Source organism: Leptolyngbya sp. NK1-12 (genome assembly GCF_032598965.1).
GTDB lineage: Bacteria > Cyanobacteriota > Cyanobacteriia > Elainellales > Elainellaceae > Elainella.
Genome location: NZ_CP053586.1, coordinates 2,901,766 through 2,926,115 on the forward strand (window position 1 = coordinate 2,901,766; position 24,350 = coordinate 2,926,115).

Genomic DNA, 24,350 nt, shown 5'->3' on the forward strand with positions numbered 1-24,350 from the left:
GTGCAATGGTTAAATTCCAGATGTATTGACTTAAGTATCTTTAAGGTGTCCAATGACTTAAGTATAGAAGCGGCGGCTTCGTTGTTTCTCAGGCTCAGGGCTTCAGTTTGGTTTGAGGTGATTGCTGAACGAGCGGAGCAGGCGATTCCTGGTACAGTGGTTTCACAGCTCGCAAAATGGCTGCGGCAGTCTGGCTATATTCGACTGGGTTATCTAATCGTCGCGCGGTTTTTTTCAGTTGAACTGTGAGCACAGCTAACTGATCGTAGGTTTGCAGCATCCGCGCTAACAGTTTATCGAGTTCGTAGCCTTTGAGCAGAAATGCCTGCTCAACTCGGTCAGAGCGGTAGCGGTGATGCAACAGCGAGAACAGCAGGATTTTGGCCCGTAGGGGGTTTGTATTGCACATGACAGTCTGGCGCAAGTCAAATAGATTAGTCGGGCGCAAAGGAGCGGGGTTCGGAGCCGGTGCCTCTAAACTCCCTGCGACAGCCTCCGATGCAGCCTTAGAAGCAGGGGAATCCTCAGCCCAATCCCAGATTCGCTCACTCGAAGCCAACGCACCGGACGGAAGGGCGCGACTGCGGCGGAAAATAGCACGAAGCGTTTTCAATTGCTCGTCTGAAAATTCTTTCCACATAATAATTAATTTTCGCTAAAACGAGCCGTACCCCACCGGCCTAATATCCGCCAACAACTATCACAAGCTTTGTTTAAGTTTACTTATCAATTGGCTTGGCTTTCTCAATTGTGCCTGGGCTTTTCTTTGCCAAGGGCTTAGGTTAATATGACTTCATATAGATTAAAGTCTATATGATTAGATTTAACTGATAGACTTAAGTCTATAATGCTTCAAGCTTCTTAACTGATTTAATTTCCTCGTTCTATTTATCTTATCGGCTCAGCTCGTTGTCGCTTATCGGCTCGACTTTCCTATCGCAAGAACAGTTCAACCTGATGCACCAAGGATGGTATCGATGTTTCAGTGGCTTGCTCAAACCGCCTGGTTAATTCCCTGCTATCCGCTGGTTGGGATGTTGCTATCTACTCTCTGGTTTCCGGCAATTACCCGCCGCACCGGACCCCGACCCGCAGGCTATATTAATGCGATCACAACCTTTATTGCTTTTGTCCATGCTGTCCTAGCATTACCAGCCTTATTAAATCAACCTCCACTGTATTTATCCGCGGCTTGGCTGCAAGTGGCGGGGTTAGATTTAACCGTTCCGCTAGAGATTTCGGCCCTAACGGTAGGTGCCATCGTATTAATTACCGGGTTAAATCTGCTGGCCCAGATCTATGCTGTCGGTTATCTGGAAATGGACTGGGGATGGGCGCGTTTCTATGCACTGCTGGCCTTGTTTGAAGCCGGGATGTGCGCTTTAGTTTTGTGCAACTCCCTGTTCTTCGGCTACATGATTCTGGAAATCCTGACGCTAGGAACCTATTTGCTGATCGGCATTTGGTTTAACCAATCGCTGGTGGTGACGGGTGCTCGCGATGCCTTCCTGACCAAGCGGATTGGAGATTTGTTTTTGCTGATGGGCGTGCTGGCGATCTATCCGCTGGCTCACACCTGGAACTATGATGAACTGGCTCAGTGGGCACAAACAGCTACAGTGGATCCCAAATTAATCACGCTTGTCGGTTTAGCGCTGTTGGCTGGTCCGATGGGTAAGTGTGCTCAGTTTCCGCTGCATCTGTGGCTAGACGAAGCCATGGAGGGACCGATTCCCAGTACAATCCTGCGGAACTCGGTCGTGGTCGCTACTGGAGCCTGGGTGTTAGTTAAATTAGAACCCGTGCTGGCTATGTCACCCTTCGTTCTGAATGCGGCGATTGCGATCGGTGCAGTCACGGCAATTGGTGGAACCTTGATTGCGATTGCCCAAATCGACACGAAGCGGTCTTTGTCTTACCTGGTCAGTGCCTATATGGGCCTCATCTTCATCGCTGTTGGAGCACAGCAAACTGACGCCGCTCTGCTGCTGGTTCTTACCCATGCAGTGGCTATGGCAACCCTAGTTGCGAGCTGCGGTTCAATTATTCTCAACAACATCACGCAAGATCTAACTCAGCTAGGCGGACTGTGGAGCCGTCGCCCAATCACTGGCTTATCTTTTGTGGTGGGAGCGCTAGGGTTAATCGCACTGCCTCCCCTGGGTGGGTTCTGGGCCATGCTGGAATTGGCCGATGAACTGTGGACGACTCGTCCGGGTGTGGTCGGACTACTGCTGCTGATTAATGCGCTTTCGGCCTTCAGCGTCACCCGTACCTTTGGTCTCATCTTTGCTGGTGATGTCAAGCCCATGACGGTACGGTCGCCAGAAAACCTCTGGGCCATAACGTTACCAATGGCGATGCTGGCTGGCTTTGTGCTGCATGTGCCGATGATTCTCAACAGTCTGTCGCTGCTGCCGGCCTGGGCAACGCTGAACAAAGATGTAGCTTTGTTACTAACTTGGTCCAGCATTTTTGGAGTAAGCCTCAGTGCCGTGCTCTATGTGGGCAACTATGTGAAGAAGCCGGTTCAGCTTCCCTGGAAGCCCCTGCAGGATCTGTTTGCCTACGATTTCTATACGCCTAGAATCTACCGTTCGAGCGTAGTTGGCAGCGTTGACATTATTTCCCGCATTACCGACTGGGTCGATCGCTACATTGTTGATGGTTTGGTAAACCTGGTAGGACTGTCGTCTATCTTCGGCGGGGAAGCGCTCAAGTACGGCAACTCTGGTCAGACTCAGTTCTATGCTCTGACGATCGCCGTTGGTGTGGTTTTGACCGCGCTATGGGTGAGCTGGTCCTACATTGCCCATCTGTCGATTACGACTCAGATCGTGTCGCTGCTGACCGGAAATTAATTCTAAGTTTTGAGTTTTGAGTTTTGAATTTTCAAGTTCATGACTTAAAACTCGTAACTTAAAACTCATCACTTAAAACTCATCACTTTTGTAAGTCTATGCTCAGTGTACTGATTTGGCTGCCGATGCTCGGTGCCGCTGTGATTGGATGTTTACCGCAATCGGTTCCTACAAAGCAAGTTCGCAATGCGGCTTTGGCTGTTTCTGGTGTTGTTCTGCTCTGGACCATCTGGCTGTTCACGCAGTTTGATCTGTCGGATTCTGGCTTGCAGTTCCGCGAGTATTTGCCGTGGATTGAAACCCTGGGAATGAACTATGAGCTGGCAATGGATGGCTTAGCTTTGGTCCTGGTGGGATTAAATAGTATCCTCACGTTCATTGCTCTATTGAGCAGCAGTGAGAAAACCGAGCGCCCCCGCTTGTTCTACTCGATGATATTGTTAGTCTGCGGTGGCGTAGCCGGAGCGTTTTTGGCCCAGAATCTGCTGCTGTTCTTCCTGTTCTATGAGTTGGAATTAGTGCCTTTCTACCTGCTGATCTCGATCTGGGGTGGAGCCAAGCGCGGCTATGCGGCAGTTAAGTTTTTGATCTACACGGCGATCTCGGGAGCGCTGATTCTGGCTGGCTTCCTGGGCTTGGTTTGGTTGACGGGCAATTCTGACTTTAGCTATGAAGCTGCATTGGGACAAAAGCTGCCAATCGAGCTACAGGTCGTGCTGCTGGGCGTCCTGCTAGTTGGGTTTGGCATCAAGATTCCGCTGGTGCCTTTCCACACTTGGCTGCCCGATACCTACGTCGAAGCGTCGGCACCGATTGCGATTTTGCTCGGCGGTGTACTGGCTAAGCTGGGAGCCTATGGCGTGATCCGTTTTGGCTTGGGTCTGTTCCCCGATGCGTGGTCGAAACTGGCTCCGCTGCTAGCCACTTGGGCGGCCATCAGTATTCTCTATGGTGCGATGGCGGCGATTGCACAAAAGGACATCAAGCGGATGGTGGCCTACAGCTCGATTGGACATATGGGTTATATTCTGCTGGGAGCAGCGGCTCTGACTCCGTTGGCGCTGGTGGGTTCGGTGTCCCAGATGGTAGCGCATGGATTGATTTTGGCGATTCTGTTCCATTTGGTGGGCGTGATCGAGCAGAAGGTGGGTAGCCGCGAACTGGATGTGCTGAATGGTTTGCTGAACCCGATTCGGGGCTTGTCGTCGATTAGTTCCCTGCTGATTTTGGGCGCAATGGCGAGCGCGGGTATTCCCGGTTTGGCTGGATTTGTGGCAGAATTTCTGATTTTCCAGGGCAGCTACAGCACTTTCCCGATTCAAACGCTGGTTGGTGTGGTCGGTACAGGTTTAACGGCAGTTTATTTTGTGATTTTGCTCAACCGTACCTGCTTCGGTCGCTTGGATAACGCGACGGCCTACTATCCCAGAGTGCTGTTTGAAGACCGCTTGCCCGCATTGATTTTGGCAGGGCTAATTATTTTCCTGGGCGTGCAGCCAAACTGGTTGGTGCGCTGGAGTGAAGCAAGCTCTACGGCAATGGTAGCCGCGGCTCCGGCGATTGAACAGGTTGAACAAGTAGCCGTACAGGCAACTGCAAATCCCGAATTGCCAGCGTTAGACTAATTTACCCTACATCTCCAGACCTAAACCTATGACTGCAACTCTGATTCCTCCTTCCACAACTAAGTTACCGCCTTCAACTCACGAGTTTGCTGAAATTGTGCATCGGTTAGAAGCGGGTGGGGCTATGTTACCCGATACGCCCGAAAACCTGATGCAGATCATCGGGCTGTATAAGGCGTATGCGGTGCCAATGGACTTCTACTGGCGCGATCTGCTTTACATTGCCGAGCAGGTATTTCTGAATCCGCTGCCGTTTTTCAAGTACTTCATTTCCGACGAATACTTGCAGCGGCAAAACCACTATGCAGGCGACAATGCCGACCTCCGCATCTGGCGCGGTACCGGCAGCGCTCACCCAGAACTGCTGGAATTTATGGAAAAAGGCGAGCTGAAAAAAAAGCTGCCCAAACTGCTGCACCACTGGTACCACGACCGCATTAACATGGAATTCGCCGAAGAATGTATGCGGGCAATGCTGTGGCATGGCCGGGATATGGGCATGGGTAAGTTCGATGCCTACCTGGATAGCGAAGAATATCAGCAAAATGCCGACCGCGCCATCAAAGCCTACTTCAAGGGCAACCCGCTGATGCTGGGCTTATACAAGGCCTTTCCCGATATGTTCCTAGAGCAAGTGCGGCAGATGTCCTACTATGCCAATCTAGGGCTGTTCTGGGAAGTGATGGCTCCCGTATTCTTCGAGATGTCTGACCTGTATGACGAAGGCAAGATCGCCAGCGTCCCCGATGCCATGAATTTCCTGGTCAACGGCATTTTCGCGATCGCGGGTCGTCCGATTTACCATCACGTTTACATTAACGGCGAGTGCTACGAGATCATTCCCAAATCAAAGGGCTTTATGTGGCTCTACGAAGCTGCTCTGCCTTACGTTGAGGCTGTGTTCTACCGCACCTCCCCGTTCCGAGGCACCAAATCCTACAATGCCCAAGCCGGTCAGGTTCCGGCAGAGCAGAAGGACTTCCATTATGGCGTGCTTTACGCCGATAAGTTCCCAGTCGGAACCGCTGGAATTCCGCCCACACTGCTGGCTCAAGACATGCTGCACTTTTTGCCGCCCTATTTGGTGGAATACTATAAGCGGCACTGCCGGGGCGAAGACGATATGCTGATTCAGCTAGCAATCAGCTTCCAGCGCTCGATGTACTGCGTTACCTCTGCCGTCATCCAAGCGTTGCGCACGGCGTTGCTGTATCCGCTCGATGATTCCAATCCTGAGCACCTGATGGCAAACCGCAAGTTTTTTGAAGCTCAGTTGGATCGGTTCAAGCGTCCAGAAGCACGGCTGCGGAATATTCAATCGCCAGACTATCGATAGAAAGCCAGACATCGGTAAACAACTCGGTAAACAGAATGTAGATTGCGTCTATTGAGCTGGGATAAAGGGCAATTGTCTGCATACTTGATCAATTTCAGACCTGATCAAGGCGGACGATTGCCCTAAAATATTTGTGCAGTTCACTGCATGGTTCTGCAGTCTAAAACTCCACTAGGTTTAGCAAGTTTTGAGTTTTGAGTTTTGAGTTTTGAGTTTTGAGTTTTGAATAGATTGATGCCCAGTAACTCAACATTCAAAACTCAACATTCAAAACTCGATTGCTTCCAAAACCGAAGCCACCCCGCTTTTTGTCTGCATAGCAAAGCTAAGGTGGCTAGTGGAGTGTTAAACTGCCTTCTAGCCCACCAGACTGCCTTACACAGTTTGGTGGTTAGTTCCTTGAGGGTGTTCCCGCACTCTCTTGGAACGCTTCCAGTTGAGGAATTTTCAGTTGTGATTACTGAGCCTATCGCAGTGCGCCGCTTTTGGCAAGTCGTTCTTGATACAGGTTTACAAGCTGAGATTTTAAGCTTAGTGATGAATGCGCTAAACGACAGTTTGCAGGCTGAAAGTCAATCGTCTCATGTGAGGATTTCAAACCTATAATCAATTCACAGGTCGTTATTTCACAAGCTGAGATGATCCTACCATTACCTAAGTTGAACACCCTTCCAGCCACACTGCCAATGGATGGTGCAGTGCGCATTGAACTAGAAGAAGGCGTGCCAATTTTTCGAGCATCTCAGGAGGTGCAGAACCGGATTGAAGAGCTGTTAGAAAAACAGAAATTGACAGCCCTAAGTCTGGCAGAAGAGCGTGAACTGAACTCGTATGAGGAGATGGATGACTATTTGGGGTTTGTCAATCGCATGATTCGTAACCTTTTCTTTCAGGAAAACCAGTAGGTTTGTTAAGGTGGTTTCTCGCAACAAAATTCCTGAAGCTGTTCGAAAACAAGTACGACATCAGGCAAACCATTTATGTGAATATTGCCATGCATCTGAGCAATGGCAGTACGTGAAATTCACGGTTGATCATATTTTGCCCTTATCGCTTGGTGGAACAGATAGTCTGGACAACTTAGCTCTGGCCTGTTTTCATTGCAACCGTCGGAAAACTAATCGCGTTACTGCAAGCGATCCTGAATCGGGAGAAACTGTGCCGTTATTCAATCCCCGTCAGGACAGATGGAGAGAGCATTTCGTCTGGTCTGCTGATAAACTTCGAGTCATAGGTCTGACTGCAACTGGACGAGCCACAATTGCCACTTTAGACTTGAATCGGGAAAGAATTATTCATATCAGAGCGGCTGACCTAGAAATCGGTCGGCATCCTCCAGCCGATGATCCAATTGCCGAATAGAGTTCTCAATGTCTTTTTGCCATGCAGGTATTCATCCCCATCAGGGCACACTGAGTAGCGGGTATTAGGAGGCAACATGAACCACTGGATTGCTGGATTGCTGGCATCTGGACTTTTGCTGGAATTGGGACTGCGGCTGTTTGGCTTTGGCAATCCGTTAATCTATATTGCCGATCCGCAAATCGGCTATTTGCTCGCTCCAAATCAGCAAACGCGCCGCTTCGGTAAGCGAATTGCGATTAACCAGTACTCGATGCGCAGTCCTAACATCACGGCAACCCGTCCTCCGGAAACCCTGCGGGTCCTACTGCTGGGCGACTCGATTGTCAACGGCGGCTGGTGGACCGATCAATCCCAAACCATTTCTGCCCTGCTTCAGCAGCAGCTTCAGTCCCAATCCCTTCCCTACCACCAGGTTGAAGTTCTGAATGCCTCGGCCAACTCCTGGGCACCGCGCAATCAGCTCGCCTATCTCCAGCGATTCGGCAGTTTTGAGGCTCAGATGATTGTGTTGGTGATCAATACTGATGATTTGTTTGCGGCGGCTCCAACTTCGGTGGTAGTGGGGCGCGATCGGAATTATCCAAATCGTAAGCCAGTGCTGGGCTTAATCGAAGTGCTACAGCGCTACCTGCTCAAACCCAAACCGATTCCGGAACTAGCCGCTGTTCAGGCCGAAGCCGGTGATCGAGTCGGAGCGAACTTGGCTGCCGTTCAGCAGATCCAGCAGTTGGCTGAAAAACAGAACGCTAAATTTATGCTACTGATGACGCCTCTTCTACGCGAAGTTGAACCTCCAGGTCCACGGGATTATGAACAGAAAGCGAGACAGCGCCTACAGGCGTTTGCACAGACTAATCGAATTCCGCTGATTGACTGTTTACCCCTATTCAACAGCCTCAAACAGCCCGAAACCATCTATCGAGACCATATCCACCTCAACCCCAGCGGGAATCAGCGAGTCAGCACCTTGATTCTGCAACAGATCTTGGCGCTGCTGCATCAGGAATAACCAGAAGCCAAGCAATCTTGTAGCGCCTGTTCCAAAATACCTAAACCTTGATCAATCTCATCAACTGTAATAGTCAACGGCGGTGCAATTCGCAATACGCTTCCCATGCCAGCAATCCCTTTGACAATATTCACATTTAATCCCAACTCCAGACAGCGCTGAGTCACTTGAATGCCCAACTGCTCATCCGGCAAACGGCTGTCGCGGTCTTTGACGAATTCCACTCCAATCAATAAACCGCGCCCGCGCACATCACCAATCATTTCATAGGTTTTCTGCAACTCTCGTAAGCCCTGCTGCAAGTACTGACCCAATTCCGCCGCTCGCTGACCCAACTGCTCTGCTTGCAGAAGCTGCAACACTGCTAGACCCACCCGTGCGGGTAGCGGATCGGAGACATGGGACGTGTAGAAAATAAACCCTTTCGCATAACAGTCGGCTTCGATCTCGGCGCTGGTGACTGTTGCTGCCAAGGGCAAACCTCCGCCCAGTGTTTTCGAGACGGTTAGAATATCAGGCAATACGCCAATTTGTTCAAAGGCAAAATTGCGGCCCAAGCGACCAAAGGCCGTCTGCGCTTCGTCGAAAATCAGCAGCATGCCCCGCGCTTCACAGAGCTGCTTCAAGCGTTGGAAATAGCCATCCGGCGGCACGATCATTCCACCCGCACTCAGAATCGGTTCGGCAATCACGGCAGCATAGGCTCCTACGGATTGGCTATCGACTAGCTCAAACCCGACTTCTAGACAGGTGAGATCACAGGAATCGCGGCAGTGTTGAATCGGGCAGCGGTAGCAGTTGGGCGTGGGCAGGGTCATCGTACCGGGCATGGTAGGGCCGTAGCCGCGGCGAGCGGCGGCATAGGTGCTGGCATTGGCCCAGCCGGTCATGCCATGCCAAGAGGTACTTAAGCCAATTACTTCAAAGCCGCCAGTCTTCAGTTTGGCGATGCGTAAGGCCGCTTCGTTCGATTCGCCGCCGGTATTCAGAAAAATCACCTTTTGCAGTTGGGGTGGCAACAGTTCGGCTAGGGCTTGGGCCAGATGCACCACTGCCGGAGACAGCATGCCGCTAAACAAATGAATCGCCTCACGACAGGCTTGCTCAATCGCCGCCACAATCGCCGGATGGTTGTGCCCCAAGGTAGAACACATCTGCCCGGACGTAAAATCCAAAATCGCTCGTCCCGTGTGGTCGTAAACATAAGCGCCCTCTGCCCGTTCAATAATCAGAGGCGCAAAGCCGCCAGCATAGCGAATCAAATGAGCATCGACGAGCTGCCAGAATTCCGGCGCAATTTCCTGCTGGGGATTGGGGGGTGCATCCATGCTGCCTCCTAGGATTGGGCTAACTTAGCGAGAGTGGCTAGATCGGGAACCTGCAAGTCTGGTTTGCCTTCAGCAGCCTTAGCGGCACCAGAGCTGCCATCGTGCCTGCGGTCTACGAATACTGTTGATAATCCCAGAGAACTGGCCGGAATAACGTCGTGGTAGATACTAGCACCGACATGCAGAATTTTTTCGCTCGGCAACCCAAGCCGCTGCATCATAGTTTTGAAGTTATACAGCGAGGGTTTGTAGCTCTGCACCTGCTGGGCTGTGATCACCTGATCAAACGGAACCTGTAAGTGTTTAGCGGTGTCGGCAAATAAGTCATCGTCTACATTAGAGAGAATTACCAGCTTATACTTCTGCTTCAAGGTTTTTAAGGCATCAACCGTATCCGAAAACGGCAGCCACTGCTTGATCGAATCGGGCAATGCGCTTTTTTCGGCCTCCGAGGGCGAGAAGCCAAACCGCTCACCAAATTTTTGCACTACTTGTTCCAATACCTGACGGTAGGGTTTGTACTCTCCTTGCTCCAGCTCTGCTTCAAATTCAGCAAATAGGTCTAGAATAGCATCATCGTCTAATTCAACTCCATGCTGGGAAAGCAGTGGCTTCAATGCCCCTAACATTCCAGTTTCCCAATCTACCAGCGTGCCATAGCAATCGAACGTCAGTGCTTCGTAACGTTCAAAGTCGAGCATTTCTTTTCTCCTTTAGTTCTGATTTATTGAAGTAACGAATCTATTCTAGAGTTATTAACTCAAGTTGATTTTTGACTTTCCATTTTCTGTAGATACTCAATTAACAACGGACCATCAATACTATGTTCTTTTGCAATTTGCTCGGCTAAATCCGCATCACCTGAGGTAATGGCTTGAACAAGCCGTTGATGCTCCTCAGCAATCTCATCCAAATTGAGATGCAGCGCATTAGAAGAGATGATGTATAGGCGAATCTGCTGTTCTACAAACTTGTATTGCTGTTGCAGCCGCCGATGTCCAGAGCACTGAATAATGGCTTGGTGCAGCGCAAAATCTGCATCGGCCAATTCGCTCCAGCTTCCTTGTTTGGCTGACTGCATAATTCGCTGCAAGGCCGCTTCCAACAGTTCCACCTGAGTGGGTGTGATTGCCTCTGCGGCCAATCGAGCTGCCAAACTCTCTAGCGCTTGCCGCAGCGTGTACAGCTCCCAAGCATCCTGCGAACTCAACCCACAAACCGTGCAGCCACGATAGGGATACTGCACGACCAATCCCTCATAGGTCAACTGCTGCAACGCCGAACGAATCGTACCCCGACTCAAATTGAGCTGTTCGGATAGCTCGATCTCTAGCAACCGTGAGCCGGGAGGTAAATTGCCGGATAGAATTTGTTCCCGCAATACATCAGCAGCCTGGACATCTAAACTGCGGGGATTAATTGGGCTAGAAGCGGTTTTTCTCATGAATTAATGACTGAACGAATGTTAGGTAGGGAGAGCTACCATGTACCCATAACTCTAACTGGTGACTAATCGAGGGATTGCCGCCCCCTACATCCCCCACCCGTGGGGGAGTTTGAACCCGCTGGTTCTCTCGTTCCACCAACATCGCCTGCTATTTCTAAAACGACTGGCTCGTGGGATGGACTAAAGATCGGCAGTCCCTCGTGCATGAGAAATTTAGGGAGCGGCAAGGACCAGAATATAGAAAGCACTACTCTCGATAGGACGGATCTTCACGATCGAGCATTCGCAATAGAGCATTCCACTGAAGCTGACCTAGATTGTCAAACTCTTGTTGAGTAGCCGATTTCTCGCAGACATCAACGGGCGGGTAAATCAGTTTACTGCCGGTTGATTGGGCCAAAATCTGAGTCTCACAAGCTTTTTCCATATAGTAAGCTCGATAAAATGCCTCAGCAACGGTACGTCCTACGGTTAATAACCCATGATTGCGCATCAGCATCACGTTTCGATTACCCAAATCGCGCTGGAGGCGTTCTTGCTCTTCTAACTCCAACGAGACTCCTTCATAGTCGTGATAGGCCACCCGATCGTAAAACTGAAGCGCGATCTGAGAAATGGGCAGCAGTCCGCATTCCAACGCTGAGACCGCCATTGCATAGGGGGAATGGGTATGCAGCACACAAACCGCATCAGATTGAGCCGCATATACCGCACTGTGAATCACAAAGCCGGCAGGATTTACATGTTGATTGCCTGGATCAACTCGGTTCCCTTGCAAATCGATTTTTACCAGACTAGAGGCGGTGATTTCGTGAAACAGCAGCCCGTAGGGATTGAGCAAAAAATGATCCTCGGTTCCGGGCAAGCGCACCGAAATATGGGTATCCACCAGATCCGACATGCCAAATTTATCGATTAACCGATAGGCCGCAGCAAGCTGAATCCGCAAAGACTGTTCATCGGGCGTGGGTTCTTTCGGTAAAGACAGCAAAGCTAATTCTAGTTTCTGGCTCATGACTGCCACCTACTCTCTACTGCTAAAACTGTATGAGCAATTTTGTCGATTGTCAACAATCTGCAGGTAAACTTTTGGCAGGCGTCGCCGTTGATTGAGACGCCTGCCAAGTGATCCTAGAAACGCGAGGGCAGCAGTCATCGCAAACATCACGAATGTGCTCGGCTAGGGGTCAAATCGCAGGTTGCTGCGGCACAACAATGGTCTCAGGTGTGACTGAACTAGGCGGAGTAGCACTAGGCACAGGCGGCGGTGGCGGTACCGTCCCACTCGGCAGAGGCGCACTAGGCACAACACTGGCAGGAGCATTAGAGGCGATGCAAGCTTCCAGGCTGGGGGTTTGAGTTTCAATTGTAAATTGGCTATAGCCGGCAGTGGTCAAAAGCTGGCTCACTGCGAGTTTGGCTCGCTCATTCGCGGATTGCAGCACCCCATCGGTGCAGGCTGCTGCCACAATTTTGCTCAAGGTTTCTCGCTGGGCTAATTCTTGCAGCTCCGGTGCCACATCAGGTCCTAGTCCTAGAAAGCCACGGTCATAGTCGTAAACCTGGGAACGGTTAACGTCAATTTTGCTGTCGAGAATTTTCGGCGGCGGCAGACGTAGCAGAATTGCATTGTCACTGACTTGTACATCGTTGGGCTGGAGGGCAGCCAGATCAACCCCGGCCCTGACTTCACCGTGAGCAATGTAGAGCAACGTGGTTTTACCAATCACATAGCCGCCAATCGTGCGTTCGCGACTTGTTGGCACCACTGACTCCATGCTGTAAACCGCCGTGGTTAATTCGCTGGCTCCCCGCACTTGCTGCACGACCGTAGACCGCACATCGACTTTGGCAGGCGGCTCAGCTACCGTAAACCAAGACCGCAAGTTATTGAGAAACTGACTACCCGTGTGCCATATCCCTATCAGGCTGAGAAAGCCCAACATCAATGCTCCGCCCGTTGCCATCAGGGACAGATTCTTGAACAAAAAGCCAAGCCATTGACCAGATTTTTTGCGCTCTGCCGCAATCGACAAATCCTTCGTGCGATCCACTGCCCAATCCAGGTTTCTGCGCTTCTGTTGAGTTTGGTTGATACCCATGCGAATCTTTCCTGTTGCACCCGTGGAATAACCGATGTCAATGAGCAAATAACCCGTGCGAACCCATCCAGAGTGCCCTGATTCTGGTTCTGGATCACCCAACCGTTTGCCACCCTTTAAGATTCTACAGATCTGTCATTTTCCTATAGTAGGGAAAAATTAATAGAATCGGCAGTTCGATAAAGTGTTGATAAAACTTTGATTGCTGATTCAAAAGCTAGGTCAGGCAGTCGCTGCAATCACAATGGCAGCAACAAAGCTGTTAATAGAATCCATAAGAAAGATATAAGAACCGCAGCTCAAGCTGGGAAAACCTTTGTGCTGCGCCTGATTGAAGCAACAGCTAACCCAGCCCGATTAGGATCAACTGCAACGGTTGCTGTCCAGGGTTCAAAGATACTTGTAAGATAACTTTAAGAAACTAAATTCCTTCCAGGCTCAACCCCGATTCAACTTCAGTTCATACCGTCTACAACGAAAACTGTCTACAACGAAAACTGTCTACAACGAAAACTGTCTACAACGAAACTGTCACCCTATGCTGCTCAAGTCCACAACCCGCCATATTCGGATCTTTACTGCCGAAATTCAGAATGACGAGCTGGTTCCCAGTGAAAATAAGCTGACGCTCGATGTCGATCCGGATAACGAACTGCTGTGGAATGATGATGCCCTGCAGCAGGTATATCGCAAGTTCGACGAATTGGTGGCAGCCTACGACGGAGCAGACCTGACTGATTACAACCTGCGCCGAATTGGTTCGGATCTGGAGCACTTTGTGCGCTCTCTGCTCAATGCCGGTCAGGTCTCCTACAACCTGAATAGCCGTGTCCGAAACTATAGTCTGGGCTTACCACGCTTGGCCGACGACGGCAGTTCGAGCGATCACCTCGCGATCAAGAGCGAGTAAGAGCTGCTCGGAAGACTGGTTAGGGTTTTGAATTTCAAAACTCCTTGCTTGAATAGCCAGGAAGCAGGTGGTCAAGGCAAGTAAAAGCAGGCGACCCGTAAGTTATGTTGCACAAATTTGGCTGGGAAGAGCATGATCCAGCTATGGGCGTCTAAGATATCCTGGTAAGACTGTCGTATTCCTGGCTTCATGCAAAACGCTGCGGCAATGCTCTACTGCCCCAACCCAACCTGTCAAGCAGCCAACTCAGAAGATCAAAAGTTTTGCCAGAAGTGTTCCACGCCATTGCCCCACCGTTATTTGTGGGCATTGGGGGAAAGCGCTTCTGCCTATCGGGCTGGCGATCTAGTGGCCGAGCGCTATCTGTGCAAGCAGCCTTCTGTATTTCTCGATACCAAGCCAGGTTTGCTGTCCGGCACCTATCAGGAACTGCCCGAATTCCTTTTGCCCTATCTGCGACTGACCTCCTATCCGCTTCATATTCCCCAAATTTATGATTGGTTGCCAATCGGTACGACTGTTGGCATGGCCCTGCTGGACCATGTGCCGCTTTGCCCAACTGATACTTGGATGGAGCGCCAGCTGCCTGGATTGCCTTCCGCGTCCGATCTAATTCAGCTTTTGCCGACTCTAACCGCCCAATGGCCACAAGCTTCGCCTCTGCGTCAACTCAACTGGCTCTGGCAAATTGCCAACCTCTGGCAGCCCCTCAGCAGTGAGAATGCAGCAACTACCCTATTTACTCCAGACTTGTTGCGGGTAGAGTCCGGTTTATTGCGGCTCCTAGAGCTAAAATTTCAAACCAACCAGCCCACCCTGGCTGATCTGGGACAGCTCTGGCTGCAATGGGCTAAAACTGCCCAGCCAGAAGTCGCCGATTTCCTAGTCAAACTCTGTCAAGGATTAATTCAAGGGCAGATCCACAATGCCGAGCTGTTGATGGGCTATCTGGATCAAGGGCTAGCCCAACTGAGTCAGGCGCAAACACGGCAGATTCAGATTGCTACCTTGAGCGACCAGGGACCCACTCGCCAACGCAACGAAGATGCCTGCTATCCGGCTAGCGGCACCAAAACGCCCATCCTTGCAGACCAAGCACTGCTAATTGTCTGCGATGGTATTGGCGGGCATCAGGGTGGTGATGTGGCCTCCCATCTAGCAATTACCACCCTAGAGCAGCGGGTGAAAGGGTTGGATATCAGCCAGCTAGACTCGACTAGTCTGGCAATTGAGCTAGAAAAAGCTATCTGTGCTGCAAATGACCAGATCAGCCAGCGTAATGACAGCGAGCATCGGTTTGATCGGCAGCGGATGGGCACCACCGTCGTGATGGCCCTGGTCCGTGGACATGAACTATACATCACCCATGTAGGAGACAGCCGCGCCTACTGGATTACTCACTGGGGCTGTCATCAGCTCACGTTAGATGACGATGTTGCCTCGCGAGAAGTGCGGTTGGGCTACAGCTTCTATCGGCAGGCGCTGCATCAGCCGAGTGGGGGTTCTCTGGTGCAAGCATTGGGAATGGGTACCTCATCAACCCTCTACCCAACGGTGCAGCGGTTCATTCCCGACGAAGACGGGATTTTTCTGCTTTGTTCGGATGGCTTGAGCGATAACGATCGGGTGGAAGCGTTTTGGGAGAGCGAAATCTTACCGCTGCTCAGTCGGAAAGGCGATCTGCTGAGGGTGGCCCAACGCTTGGTTGAAATTGGCAATACTCACAACGGCTACGATAATGTCACCGTGGGGCTAGTTCACTACCAAACTGCCATCACTCACCCCATCCCAACCTTGGCAGAACTGGGACCACTGCAGCTTCCCATCACGACCCAACCAACCGAATCAGGGATACGGGAGTCGCAATTGACCGAGTTAGTGTCTCCGGTGGCTAGTTCTACCTCCTATCCCACAGCTTCCACAGCAACTGAACAAACGGCTGAAAAATCTAATTTACTGCCGCTATTGATTGGCATTGGACTGTTGCTTGGCCTAGGTGGACTGTTGGCAGTTCTGTTGCCCACGCTGCAATCAGATCCAGGTACAACTCCATTCGGCGATTTGCCTGCTCCTACCCCATCACCGACGTTAAGCAGCCCATCTCCTTCAGATCCAGTCCCAACGTCCTTAGAAGTTGGCAGTAAACTCCAGCTTGTGCGTTCACCGGAGGCGAGTAGTTCCGCTAGTGGCTCTGCTAATCCCCCAGTTTTGGTTAGTCGCCCGCCCCAGGATAGAGCCAATTCCCTGGCTGCTCCGGCGCTATCAACTCCGTCTCCCACAGTCCAAACCATCGGTTTGATTCCAATCGGTACGGTTCTGGAGGTGCTCCGTAAGCAAAGTCTCAGCCAGCAGGAAAACTGGGTTGAGCTGCGAGTTTGTTCAACTAGTGTTGGCGATAGTCCCGAAGCACCAGCCTCCCCGCCTTCTAGCCCTAGCCCGCCTGCTCCCTCCCCCATAGCCTCTCCGGAAGCTACATCCAGTACGCCAACACCCACTACGCCTCTGCTACAGCCCGGACAAACTGGCTGGATTCAGGAAGCAGAAATTTTACCACTGGTTACCCTCAAAACCGATTTGACTCCAGAGCAGCAGCAAGCGTGCAGTAGAGGCCAGTAGAGGCCAGTAGAGGCCAGTAGAGTCAATCGGGCTTAGCTGAGAGTCGCTTGGAAATTTAAATCAGCCTCTTGTGTTGACCGATTCAGGTTGCTAAGAGTAGAGTCGGTTCTGAGATGGAGCTAGGTCTAGGATAAAAGAGAGTATTCTCGTGCTTACTCGCGCAGCAGACCAGATAGACTGATAAAGGTGTACGTCTAATGGACTAGACCTGCATCATCTGCCAAGCTGGTGCGAGATGTTTTTATCATTGGCATCAGAGAGGTTATCTCAACCGGTCTTGTTCTCCACAGTCCTTGCTTTAGCCTGATTTCTGTCTAATGACTTCTCTTCCTTGCCTGAGATTGGCAATTCACCGATTAGAGGGTTTAGAGCCACGGCACTATGCCATCTGGGTGCTAAATGCCCCCTACCCAGGTGGATATGTTCACCATAATCGTGTATGGACTGACTCATTGACCAAAACCTGGCAGGCTTGGCAAAGCTTTTTCCCGTTGCGGGGTGTCCCCTCGGTCCCGTTTGTGTCATCAGCCTACACCCCCTCTATCCCAGAATTTAATCCAGATACAGCTACTCCAGCGGGAGGCCAACCCACAAGCCAAACCGCCCGGTTGATGCAACAGCTTGGCGTCAGCCTGTGGCAATGGTTATTTGACGGTCCGATCCAGAGCAGTCTCAATCAAAGCCAGGGGATTGCCATGGGACAAGGACGGCCTCTGCGGTTACGTTTGGAGGTCCGCGATCCAGAGCTGATCACCTTGCCCTGGGAAATCATGCAACCCCAACCCGGCAGACCCGCCATATCCCTCAGCAATCAACAGGTGCTGTTCAGCCGCACGACCAGCGATGTCGATTCGTTGCCACCCCAGCGCTCAGAGCAAGTTTTGCGGATTCTGCTCGTCCTGGGTCATAATCCAGAGCTGCAGTCCCTCCAATCAGGTCGGGGTGCAAGACGCTACCTGAATTTAGAACAAGAAGCAGCTTCTCTGGCGCGGCTGTTGGAAAGTGCTGGCGAAGTCGATGGCTACAGCAATGCGGTAAATCCAGTAGCTTGTTTGGTAAAGACGCTGATTGAACCCACGCCTGGGGAGTTGATCAACAACTTAGAAACCGGAGCCTACAACGTTTTATTCTATTCAGGCCACGGGGAGCCTGCTCCCGATGGTGGTCTGCTGTTTTTGCGGCCCGATGCGGAAATCAACGGCACGGAACTGGCTCAAGTGCTGGTGCGCCATCAGGTGAAGTTAGCCGTGTTTAACGCCTGTTGGGGTGCCCAGCCCGATCAGCGCAATGGACAGGCGATCCCTCGCAGCAGTTTGGCCGAAGTGCTGATTCACCACGGGGTGCCTGCTGTTTTGGGGATGCGCGATTCCATCACCGACGAGGAGGCACTCAGCTTTATCCAGGTGTTTGCCCAGCAGTTGGCGCGTCGGTCGCCTATCGACGAAGCGGTCGCCATTGCCCGGCAGAACTTGCTGACTCTCTACCGTTTCAACCAAGCTGCCTGGACCTTGCCGGTGCTATACATGCATCCAGAGTTTGATGGCGAGCTGATCAAGCCCTACACTGAGGGGGTCACTGAGATTCCAGATCAGTCGATTAGCTGGCTGAATCGGCACATGACTCAGGCGTATCTACGCTCCCTCTCGGTGCCGCCTAAGATCTGGTCTTTGCGCGGTGGGATTATGCGGGTGGGACGAGGTGAAAGCAATGATGTGGTGTTGCAACAGCCAGAAGTTTCGCGAGAACATGCTGAGATCCTCTATCGGGATTCCTCATCGATTGACGATAGTGAACCAATCTATCTCCTGCGGGATCGCTCTCGCTGGGGCACCTGGATCTCTAGCCCCTCTAATCCGGGTGGCTGGACTTTTGTGCATCACCGCGAAGTGCCACTGCCATCTAGAACTCAGCTAAAATTTGGCAACCCCAGCAGTCAGGCGCTGGAATTTGTGATTGGTGCACCGCCTGGTTAAGGAAATTCTGATTAAGAAGATTCTGGATTTGAATCATCGTTAACGACTAAACCTCAGCCAATTGGACTAAGCTATTTGGATTAAAAATTAAATCGATCCCTAAACCCATTCGGAACCGGTCTTTTTGCCAGTGTAGTGACTCCATGTCAACCAATTCACAGGATTTGAATCCTTCAGACAGTTTTAGGAGTAAATCATGACCCACAATCCCAGCCGCCCTTCCATGTTTCCCTTCCAAGCGCAGGCTGAGCTTGAACTGCTACAGCTGATGTTGCAGGGAGAGCCGATTCAATATCCTTGTGAGCCTGAAGAGTCCTATCTCTACCCTTGGAATCCGATTGCACCAGAGGCTGACGCCTATTTTGATGCACTCGAGGAGGAAATTGTTAAGGCTGGTTGGTCGGTGGAAGAGTTGGCTGAACAGGGACAGCGGTTGTCGAACTATTTGGAACAGGTGTGGTCAGCTCCTGAGTTTGGCTTTGCGCCAGCTACGCAAACTACGGCAGATATGGCTTGCGTTCACCTCCTGCAACAGTTTGCCACTCAGGTGCCTCAGCAATTGCTGGAGACGATTGCCCGTCGTGCTCGCCAGGTAATGACCTCGAACCTATCGTTGGCCGATCAAATGGTGCAGTGTGTGCAGGAGTGTTTACCCAACTGGGCCGAGGAAGACTTGCAGGTTTTGGCTCGTCCGTTTGCCTATGCGATGCGGGGTACGGATACGGAAATGCTAGAAGCGGCTTTGCGCTCGGTTCGCTGTGCCGCCTGGACCGAACTCTCCGGAATTGAACAAGCTCGTCTCAGTTTGGCGATTGCCCGCTACGCAATTGCTCAAATGCCTGCTGATGCCGAATAGATGCACCCATACTGGTAATTCATCAGAACCAAGCTGGTGACTATACCGCTTCCTAGTCAGCTCCTGCTTTCGACCAGTCAACCGATCAGTCATACTGACCCGCCCAGACGCTCATCTACCCTTTTTTACCTGTTGCTTTCTCTCAGCGTAGGCGCGTGAACCTTGTAGCAAAATTTTGTGACCTTGTGGGTGATAAAGCCCTCGCTTTCAAAATTGCTGCCGCCAAAAACGCATAGGAAACCACGCCAACCACAGCCAGCACCAGCAGGTTCACCAGCCCCATCGTATTCCAGAGTGCGTGCAGAGCGGCTGCCGTTAAGTATCCAACTCCCAAGATACGCCAACGCTTGGCCGGTTTCAGTACGCTGAGGCCAATAAAATATCCCAGATAGCCGCTGTAGGCCATATGTCCTGAAATTGAGCCGAGAATCCGAGGAATCAAGAGCTGTAGGCCCAATAGTTCTCGATAATTCGCTCCCGCCTGAAACGTCACATCATTTACTACTCCAGGTACATAATGTCCTAGGGTTTCCAGCAGGGTGAATCCCACCGCTGAAGCGGCTCCTAACAAAATTCCATCCAACGGCTCCCATACGCCAACCTGTTCTCGATAGGGCGACCGCAGTTTTGTTCCCAGCCAGTAGGCCAGCAGAATGGGCACTGCCTTCAGTAGCTCTTCCATCAGACCGGCCCCAAAAAACATCTGCACCAAGGTGGGCAGAAATCCAGCTGAGTTATCGCTGGGAATGGCTCCCGGCAGGATGCCCCGAAAAACAAACAGAAACAGGTTCAGCACCGGGCTGGTGAGCAGCAGGATTGTTACAAGTCCAGCTCCGACCAGCAACCACCATGGTTTCTGTTTGCCGCATAGTTGGTAGACGAAATAGTAGGCAATCCCTGCAATGTAAGCGGCTAATAGCCCATTAAAGAAATTGGGCTTGCCAATCGAGACAAACATCAGCACCACAAATGAGACGGTGACGATGCCGGGAATCAGATAGGCTTTGCGAGTCAAATCGCGCCCAGTTGATAAAATCGGGAACAGTTGACTGAGGGTAACCGCATCCGGTGCGGGGGCTGCTTCTTTCGCGAATGGCACGGGCCGAGAGATGCTCGGCTCTGGTTCAGTCGGCGCAGGCAATTTGGAAGCAGAGGCAGACAGGGGAACCGCATTACGCAGCTCAAAAATAAACTGAGGTCCGGTTTGCGACAACGAAATCCGGTCGCCCGCTCTCAAGTAGCGACAACCTCGCAGCCGCTGGCCATTCACAAATGTGCCGTTAGCACTCTCTAGATCGCAGATTTGCCAGCCCGATGGCGAGGCAGGCGATGGGCTAATGCGGGCATGCTGCCGCGAAACAGCTCCGTATAGCTGGGAGTCGAGCACAATTTGGCAGCGGGGATCGCGCCCAATCACCACTGAAGCTGGAGCCACCAGTGGATAGGAAGCTAAAGACGACTCTTGATGCTGAGAGGCCAGTCGTCTTAAAAACGCGCAGCACAAAGGGCCGGTCATCGTCGGGGATGCCGCAATGAACAGGACAGGAAATCACTGATTAGCCCTAGCGTCCTGAACCGCTGCATAAAACAGAATTCCAGTTAAAGGAATGGCAAGGGCTAAAATCACGCTTGTCACCACGCTTCCCAACTGCGGTTGCCCTGAGGAAAGCTCAAAAATTGAACCGACTGCCGCGATTGCAGCAATACAGGAGCCAGCTAAAAATACACCACTCTTTGGAGTCACCAGTGATCCTACCCTGTAGAAACGAGCTAAAGGTCTTTATAGCTATCGAACCACAAAAGCTCCAGTCCCGCTAGAGCAGTCCTACCCAATCAGGCTGGTCATGCCGAAAAAGCAGCTCCTACGAACTACACCACTAGGCCTCTAAACTGGTTTAACCGCGGAAACTGCAAAACCGTGCTTTGTCAACTCCTGATTGCGAGACAGGGTGTTCTCAACCCGATCCACGAACATGACGCCATTCAGGTGGTCAATCTCATGCTGAATCACCCGTGCCAGTAGGCCATCTGCTTTGATCTTCTGGGGTCGGCCTTGCTCATCTTTGAAGGAAACTTCGATTTCCTCAGGGCGGGTCACGTCCAAGAACACCTGTGGCACACTCAAGCAGCCTTCCTGGATCACACAAGTTTTCTGGCTGGTCTTTGTAACCACCGGATTGATCAAAACCAGAGCCGGGACTTCCGGCTTGTCCAGTTCACAGTCCACAACAATGATCTGCTTATTGACACCAACCTGGGGCGCAGCTAGGCCAATGCCATCTTCGCTGTACATGGTTTGCAGCATCTGACGAGCTAAACGTCGGATCTCGTCGTCGATTTTAGTGACTCGCTTAGCAGGCTGACGCAGCACTCGATCCCCTAGATAGTGCAGTTGTAAAGGGGGGTTGGCCAATTTCTTCTTTTCCACCAGAACTTGAGCAGTCATGACCTTAGTGACTCGCCGATAATTGTAGATTTCTGTTGAATTTTGTATCCTTCTCCATCATAGTGAATCATACCCGTTCCATCCAAAAAACTACTGAAACACCAAAAGGCAAGAGTTAGATTCAGCTGATCCAAGTCTTGCCTAAGCTAGTGTCTAGTGTTCAGATTTGTGGTTTGTCGCTTAGCGCCTAAGATTTATGATTGACTCAGGTTTCATGATTGCTTGAGGTTTACAGTTGCCTATAGTTCTCTGCGGTCTTTAAGCTTGGGTCGCTTGGCGGCGGCGGCTACTTGCAGCTAACAAACCAACTGTCACCAATCCCGCCATCAGCGACGGTTCGGGAACATCTTTTAATTCACCAGCCAGCACCATGCCATCATTGCCGCACTCTGCAAACAGACTGGCCATGAATTTGCCATTGGGCAACAGCTTTTTATCGACGCTAAACCCAAAGGTGTAGGTGCCCTTGACATTAAACTGGGCGAAATTTAACCCCAATTTGCTGAAATCAGCAATTTTCTCGATTGCGCCTAGGAAACTGCCCGATGCCATTGAGGTAAAGGCAGCCTTGCTGCTGTCAAAATACTGAGTGTCAGCGGCTAGATCACCATAGGACGCATGGCCTTTAAGCTGTTTGTTGACCGTGTTGGTGTGCTGCTGAAGGCTACTGTAGCCGACATTGCGAGTTGTGACACTGGTTGCAGTAACTGATTCATAGAGGCCCAGCTTTGGGTCTTCTACTTTTTTCTTTTTGCCACTGCCGCTGACAAAGCGGGTGTCGTTCGTCTGATCAAACCGGATGCCGTACAGCTTGCCGTTAGCTTTATCAAAACTGGTTGTATCAGCAAAATTTAAGAACAAATCGCCGTAGCTGATTTTGCCGTTCAACGCACTTTTGTACTGATAGCCATCGAGCGACAAGTTAGAGTTGAACGCGAAGTAAAGCTTATCGCGCGTCTGCTTGTAGGCCATGCCATAAAACTCAAACTGGCTCTTGTCTCCAATCACCGACGCTTCTGTTCCGTCCCTAAAAGAGTCGATGGAGTATTTCCAACTAGCGGCTTGAGCTTGTTGTCCAGTGGTTAACAAACAAAGGGTAGAAAAAGCAGTAGTGCTGAGGATCACTTTCCAGGTGAGACCGAGCTGCATAATCAAGAACTCCAGATTTGTAAAGTTAAATTTAAGTAGTTGGTTCGCTGCTACTTTCTATGCTGCTCAAGGTGGCTAAAAAACCTCCTCGGTGGTTCAACTCAAAAAATGATGAATTTTGTATGAGCTGGTCAGCCTAGATTGATAAAGGAATGATTGGAAAACGCTGAACGCTACCTAATCAGCCAATAGAAACGACTCAAATAGATCCGCAATTTACCGGGGCACCGAATAGGCTGAGGCTTTTCCGCTGGGTAAGACTTGGCAGCAATTGAGCCATTTGGTTGAGCCAGTTTTTCCAACGATTTGCCCGAACAAGATTATAATTCCAGGCAGATTGACTGCCGGCATTCTGGTTGAGTGTCGAATGTTTCGATTCGCGTGTCGCTAAGAGCTGAGGAGTTGCAGGCGTGCTGCAAGTTTTAACCAAATCGGACTATCTTCTCCGCGAAACCCTGATTGGGCTAAAACGAGGCGGATGGATGAACTGGGCGGCGGTAAGCACCGTAACGGTTTTACTGTTTTTGTTCGGCATTAGCCTGCAGGCATCTTGGCAATTGGAAGGTCTGCTGACGCAATTTGGCAGTCAATTAGAAGTGTCAGTTTACCTGGATACGGGCATTCAGGCCGCAGATTTGGGCTCTAGTGTAGAGGCCATGCCGGAAGTAGCCTCCGTCACAACTGTTACTAAAGAAGCCGCTTGGTCAGCCCTGTTACGAGACATGGGGCTAGCAGATATTCAAGGCGCTACCGAGCAGTTAAACGGAAATCCGCTTGTCGATGAATTAAAGGTAAAGGCCAAGGATGCAGAAGCCGTTCCATCTCTAGCGCAGAAACTCCAGGCAATACAGGGGGTTGACCAAGTACTGTATGTCGATGAGGCAGTGCAGCGGATCAGTCAACTGAATCAAGGCTTGAATTGGCTCAGTTTCGGAATGATTGTCGTTCTCTCGCTGACTGCGATTGCCGTGATTACTACCACGATTCGCCTGATTGTGATGGCTCGGCGGCACGAGATTGAGGTAATGCAGCTTGTGGGGGCTACGACAACCTGGATCTACCTGCCGTTTATTTTGCAGGGCTTGGTTTTGGGAATTGTCGGCGCATTTATTGCCTGGGGGCTGATCACTGGCGTGCAGCAGTTTATTGCTAGCCTGTTGGCTCAGCAGTCAGAATTCATCCAGTTTCTCAAAATCACTATGCGGCTCAGTTCTCAGCAGAGTTGGCTCCTGCCGCTGTCACTCCTGGGGTTAGGTTGTTCGGTGGGGCTGCTGGGCAGCTTGTTTGCTGTGCGTAAGTTTGCGGTTCGGTAGAAGATGGGCCGCTT

Annotated in this window: 21 protein-coding genes; 11 read left to right on the forward strand and 10 right to left on the reverse strand. The window is 51.1% G+C overall.

The genetic code is table 11. From position 1 onward, the window contains the following. Window positions 1-94: 94 nt before the first annotated feature. A complete protein-coding gene (locus tag HJG54_RS12180; protein ID WP_316435229.1) occupies window positions 95-640 on the reverse strand; it encodes a hypothetical protein in 546 nt (181 codons plus the stop codon). Between the two features lie 337 nt (window positions 641-977). On the opposite strand from HJG54_RS12180, the gene HJG54_RS12185 reads away from it, so the two are divergent. The 6 genes from HJG54_RS12185 (at window position 978) to HJG54_RS12210 (ending at window position 8,196) form a co-directional block, all read left to right on the forward strand. Then, window positions 978-2,861, forward strand: coding sequence for an NAD(P)H-quinone oxidoreductase subunit F (locus tag HJG54_RS12185; RefSeq protein ID WP_316435230.1), 1,884 nt, complete (start codon window positions 978-980; stop codon window positions 2,859-2,861). Between the two features lie 98 nt (window positions 2,862-2,959). After that, window positions 2,960-4,486: an NADH-quinone oxidoreductase subunit M gene (locus HJG54_RS12190; protein ID WP_316435231.1), complete on the forward strand. Its 1,527-nt coding sequence runs from the start codon at window positions 2,960-2,962 to the stop codon at window positions 4,484-4,486. 28 nt (window positions 4,487-4,514) lie between these two features. Then, window positions 4,515-5,822 carry a CO2 hydration protein gene (locus HJG54_RS12195; protein ID WP_316435232.1) on the forward strand — a complete coding sequence of 436 codons (1,308 nt, stop codon included), beginning with the start codon at window positions 4,515-4,517 and terminating at the stop codon, window positions 5,820-5,822. A gap of 659 nt (window positions 5,823-6,481) precedes the next feature. Continuing rightward, on the forward strand, window positions 6,482-6,727 hold the full coding sequence (locus tag HJG54_RS12200; RefSeq protein ID WP_316435233.1) for a hypothetical protein: 246 nt from the start codon (window positions 6,482-6,484) through the stop codon (window positions 6,725-6,727). A 10-nt stretch (window positions 6,728-6,737) separates the two neighbouring features. Next, the gene (locus HJG54_RS12205) at window positions 6,738-7,184 is read left to right on the forward strand and encodes an HNH endonuclease (protein ID WP_316435234.1); all 447 of its coding nucleotides are present in this window, start codon (window positions 6,738-6,740) and stop codon (window positions 7,182-7,184) included. A 76-nt stretch (window positions 7,185-7,260) separates the two neighbouring features. Continuing rightward, window positions 7,261-8,196: an SGNH/GDSL hydrolase family protein gene (locus tag HJG54_RS12210; protein WP_316435235.1), complete on the forward strand. Its 936-nt coding sequence runs from the start codon at window positions 7,261-7,263 to the stop codon at window positions 8,194-8,196. Here HJG54_RS12210 and HJG54_RS12215 read toward each other — a convergent pair. From HJG54_RS12215 to HJG54_RS12235, 5 genes are all read right to left on the reverse strand, one after another. Continuing rightward, on the reverse strand, window positions 8,187-9,524 hold the full coding sequence (locus tag HJG54_RS12215) for an aspartate aminotransferase family protein (RefSeq protein ID WP_316435236.1): 1,338 nt from the start codon (window positions 9,522-9,524) through the stop codon (window positions 8,187-8,189). The two genes, HJG54_RS12210 and HJG54_RS12215, sit on opposite strands and share 10 nt — an antisense overlap. 8 nt (window positions 9,525-9,532) lie before the next feature. Continuing rightward, window positions 9,533-10,225, reverse strand: a complete 693-nt coding sequence (locus tag HJG54_RS12220; protein WP_316435237.1) for a haloacid dehalogenase type II — start codon at window positions 10,223-10,225, stop codon at window positions 9,533-9,535. A gap of 59 nt (window positions 10,226-10,284) precedes the next feature. Then, window positions 10,285-10,968 carry a GntR family transcriptional regulator gene (locus tag HJG54_RS12225; RefSeq protein ID WP_316435239.1) on the reverse strand — a complete coding sequence of 228 codons (684 nt, stop codon included), beginning with the start codon at window positions 10,966-10,968 and terminating at the stop codon, window positions 10,285-10,287. A gap of 250 nt (window positions 10,969-11,218) precedes the next feature. Continuing rightward, window positions 11,219-11,986: a class II aldolase/adducin family protein gene (locus HJG54_RS12230; protein ID WP_316435240.1), complete on the reverse strand. Its 768-nt coding sequence runs from the start codon at window positions 11,984-11,986 to the stop codon at window positions 11,219-11,221. A 172-nt stretch (window positions 11,987-12,158) separates the two neighbouring features. Continuing rightward, window positions 12,159-13,073, reverse strand: a complete 915-nt coding sequence (locus tag HJG54_RS12235) for a DUF4230 domain-containing protein (RefSeq protein ID WP_316435241.1) — start codon at window positions 13,071-13,073, stop codon at window positions 12,159-12,161. 538 nt (window positions 13,074-13,611) lie between these two features. On the opposite strand from HJG54_RS12235, the gene HJG54_RS12240 reads away from it, so the two are divergent. From HJG54_RS12240 to HJG54_RS12255, 4 genes are all read left to right on the forward strand, one after another. Then, on the forward strand, window positions 13,612-13,983 hold the full coding sequence (locus HJG54_RS12240; protein ID WP_036005219.1) for an NAD(P)H-quinone oxidoreductase subunit M: 372 nt from the start codon (window positions 13,612-13,614) through the stop codon (window positions 13,981-13,983). Between the two features lie 189 nt (window positions 13,984-14,172). After that, window positions 14,173-16,599, forward strand: coding sequence for a protein phosphatase 2C domain-containing protein (locus HJG54_RS12245; protein ID WP_316435242.1), 2,427 nt, complete (start codon window positions 14,173-14,175; stop codon window positions 16,597-16,599). 317 nt (window positions 16,600-16,916) lie between these two features. Beyond that, a complete protein-coding gene (locus HJG54_RS12250; protein ID WP_036005221.1) occupies window positions 16,917-18,572 on the forward strand; it encodes a CHAT domain-containing protein in 1,656 nt (551 codons plus the stop codon). 196 nt (window positions 18,573-18,768) lie between these two features. Then, window positions 18,769-19,428: a hypothetical protein gene (locus HJG54_RS12255; protein WP_316435243.1), complete on the forward strand. Its 660-nt coding sequence runs from the start codon at window positions 18,769-18,771 to the stop codon at window positions 19,426-19,428. Window positions 19,429-19,570: 142 nt separating this feature from the next. Here HJG54_RS12255 and HJG54_RS12260 read toward each other — a convergent pair whose 3' ends face one another. The 4 genes from HJG54_RS12260 to HJG54_RS12275 form a co-directional block, all read right to left on the reverse strand. Then, the gene (locus HJG54_RS12260; RefSeq protein ID WP_316435244.1) at window positions 19,571-20,944 is read right to left on the reverse strand and encodes a PrsW family glutamic-type intramembrane protease; all 1,374 of its coding nucleotides are present in this window, start codon (window positions 20,942-20,944) and stop codon (window positions 19,571-19,573) included. Window positions 20,945-20,977: 33 nt separating this feature from the next. Continuing rightward, entirely contained in the window at window positions 20,978-21,172 is a 195-nt protein-coding gene (locus HJG54_RS12265; protein WP_036005230.1) for a hypothetical protein, read from the reverse strand. 141 nt (window positions 21,173-21,313) lie between these two features. Further along, window positions 21,314-21,874 (reverse strand): peptide deformylase, encoded by a 561-nt coding sequence (def, locus tag HJG54_RS12270; protein WP_316435245.1) that lies wholly within the window; start codon window positions 21,872-21,874, stop codon window positions 21,314-21,316. Window positions 21,875-22,132: 258 nt separating this feature from the next. Further along, window positions 22,133-23,023 carry a PEP-CTERM sorting domain-containing protein gene (locus HJG54_RS12275; protein WP_316435246.1) on the reverse strand — a complete coding sequence of 297 codons (891 nt, stop codon included), beginning with the start codon at window positions 23,021-23,023 and terminating at the stop codon, window positions 22,133-22,135. A gap of 410 nt (window positions 23,024-23,433) precedes the next feature. Between HJG54_RS12275 and HJG54_RS12280 the strand changes: the two genes are divergently transcribed. After that, window positions 23,434-24,336, forward strand: coding sequence for a cell division protein FtsX (locus HJG54_RS12280; RefSeq protein WP_316435247.1), 903 nt, complete (start codon window positions 23,434-23,436; stop codon window positions 24,334-24,336). The last annotated feature ends 14 nt before the right edge of the window (window positions 24,337-24,350 follow it).

Bases quoted from the DNA above. Each gene is read 5' to 3' on its own strand.
- HJG54_RS12245 (WP_316435242.1), top strand. From the start codon at position 14,173: ATGCAAAACGCTGCGGCAATGCTCTACTGCCCCAACCCAACCTGTCAA.
- def (WP_316435245.1), bottom strand. From the start codon at position 21,874: ATGACTGCTCAAGTTCTGGTGGAAAAGAAGAAATTGGCCAACCCCCCT.
- HJG54_RS12180 (WP_316435229.1), bottom strand. From the start codon at position 640: ATGTGGAAAGAATTTTCAGACGAGCAATTGAAAACGCTTCGTGCTATT.
- HJG54_RS12215 (WP_316435236.1), bottom strand. From the start codon at position 9,524: ATGGATGCACCCCCCAATCCCCAGCAGGAAATTGCGCCGGAATTCTGG.
- HJG54_RS12185 (WP_316435230.1), top strand. From the start codon at position 978: ATGTTTCAGTGGCTTGCTCAAACCGCCTGGTTAATTCCCTGCTATCCG.
- HJG54_RS12250 (WP_036005221.1), top strand. From the start codon at position 16,917: ATGACTTCTCTTCCTTGCCTGAGATTGGCAATTCACCGATTAGAGGGT.
- HJG54_RS12235 (WP_316435241.1), bottom strand. From the start codon at position 13,073: ATGGGTATCAACCAAACTCAACAGAAGCGCAGAAACCTGGATTGGGCA.
- HJG54_RS12195 (WP_316435232.1), top strand. From the start codon at position 4,515: ATGACTGCAACTCTGATTCCTCCTTCCACAACTAAGTTACCGCCTTCA.
- HJG54_RS12260 (WP_316435244.1), bottom strand. From the start codon at position 20,944: ATGACCGGCCCTTTGTGCTGCGCGTTTTTAAGACGACTGGCCTCTCAG.
- HJG54_RS12225 (WP_316435239.1), bottom strand. From the start codon at position 10,968: ATGAGAAAAACCGCTTCTAGCCCAATTAATCCCCGCAGTTTAGATGTC.
- HJG54_RS12275 (WP_316435246.1), bottom strand. From the start codon at position 23,023: ATGCAGCTCGGTCTCACCTGGAAAGTGATCCTCAGCACTACTGCTTTT.
- HJG54_RS12240 (WP_036005219.1), top strand. From the start codon at position 13,612: ATGCTGCTCAAGTCCACAACCCGCCATATTCGGATCTTTACTGCCGAA.
- HJG54_RS12220 (WP_316435237.1), bottom strand. From the start codon at position 10,225: ATGCTCGACTTTGAACGTTACGAAGCACTGACGTTCGATTGCTATGGC.
- HJG54_RS12255 (WP_316435243.1), top strand. From the start codon at position 18,769: ATGACCCACAATCCCAGCCGCCCTTCCATGTTTCCCTTCCAAGCGCAG.
- HJG54_RS12190 (WP_316435231.1), top strand. From the start codon at position 2,960: ATGCTCAGTGTACTGATTTGGCTGCCGATGCTCGGTGCCGCTGTGATT.
- HJG54_RS12230 (WP_316435240.1), bottom strand. From the start codon at position 11,986: ATGAGCCAGAAACTAGAATTAGCTTTGCTGTCTTTACCGAAAGAACCC.
- HJG54_RS12210 (WP_316435235.1), top strand. From the start codon at position 7,261: ATGAACCACTGGATTGCTGGATTGCTGGCATCTGGACTTTTGCTGGAA.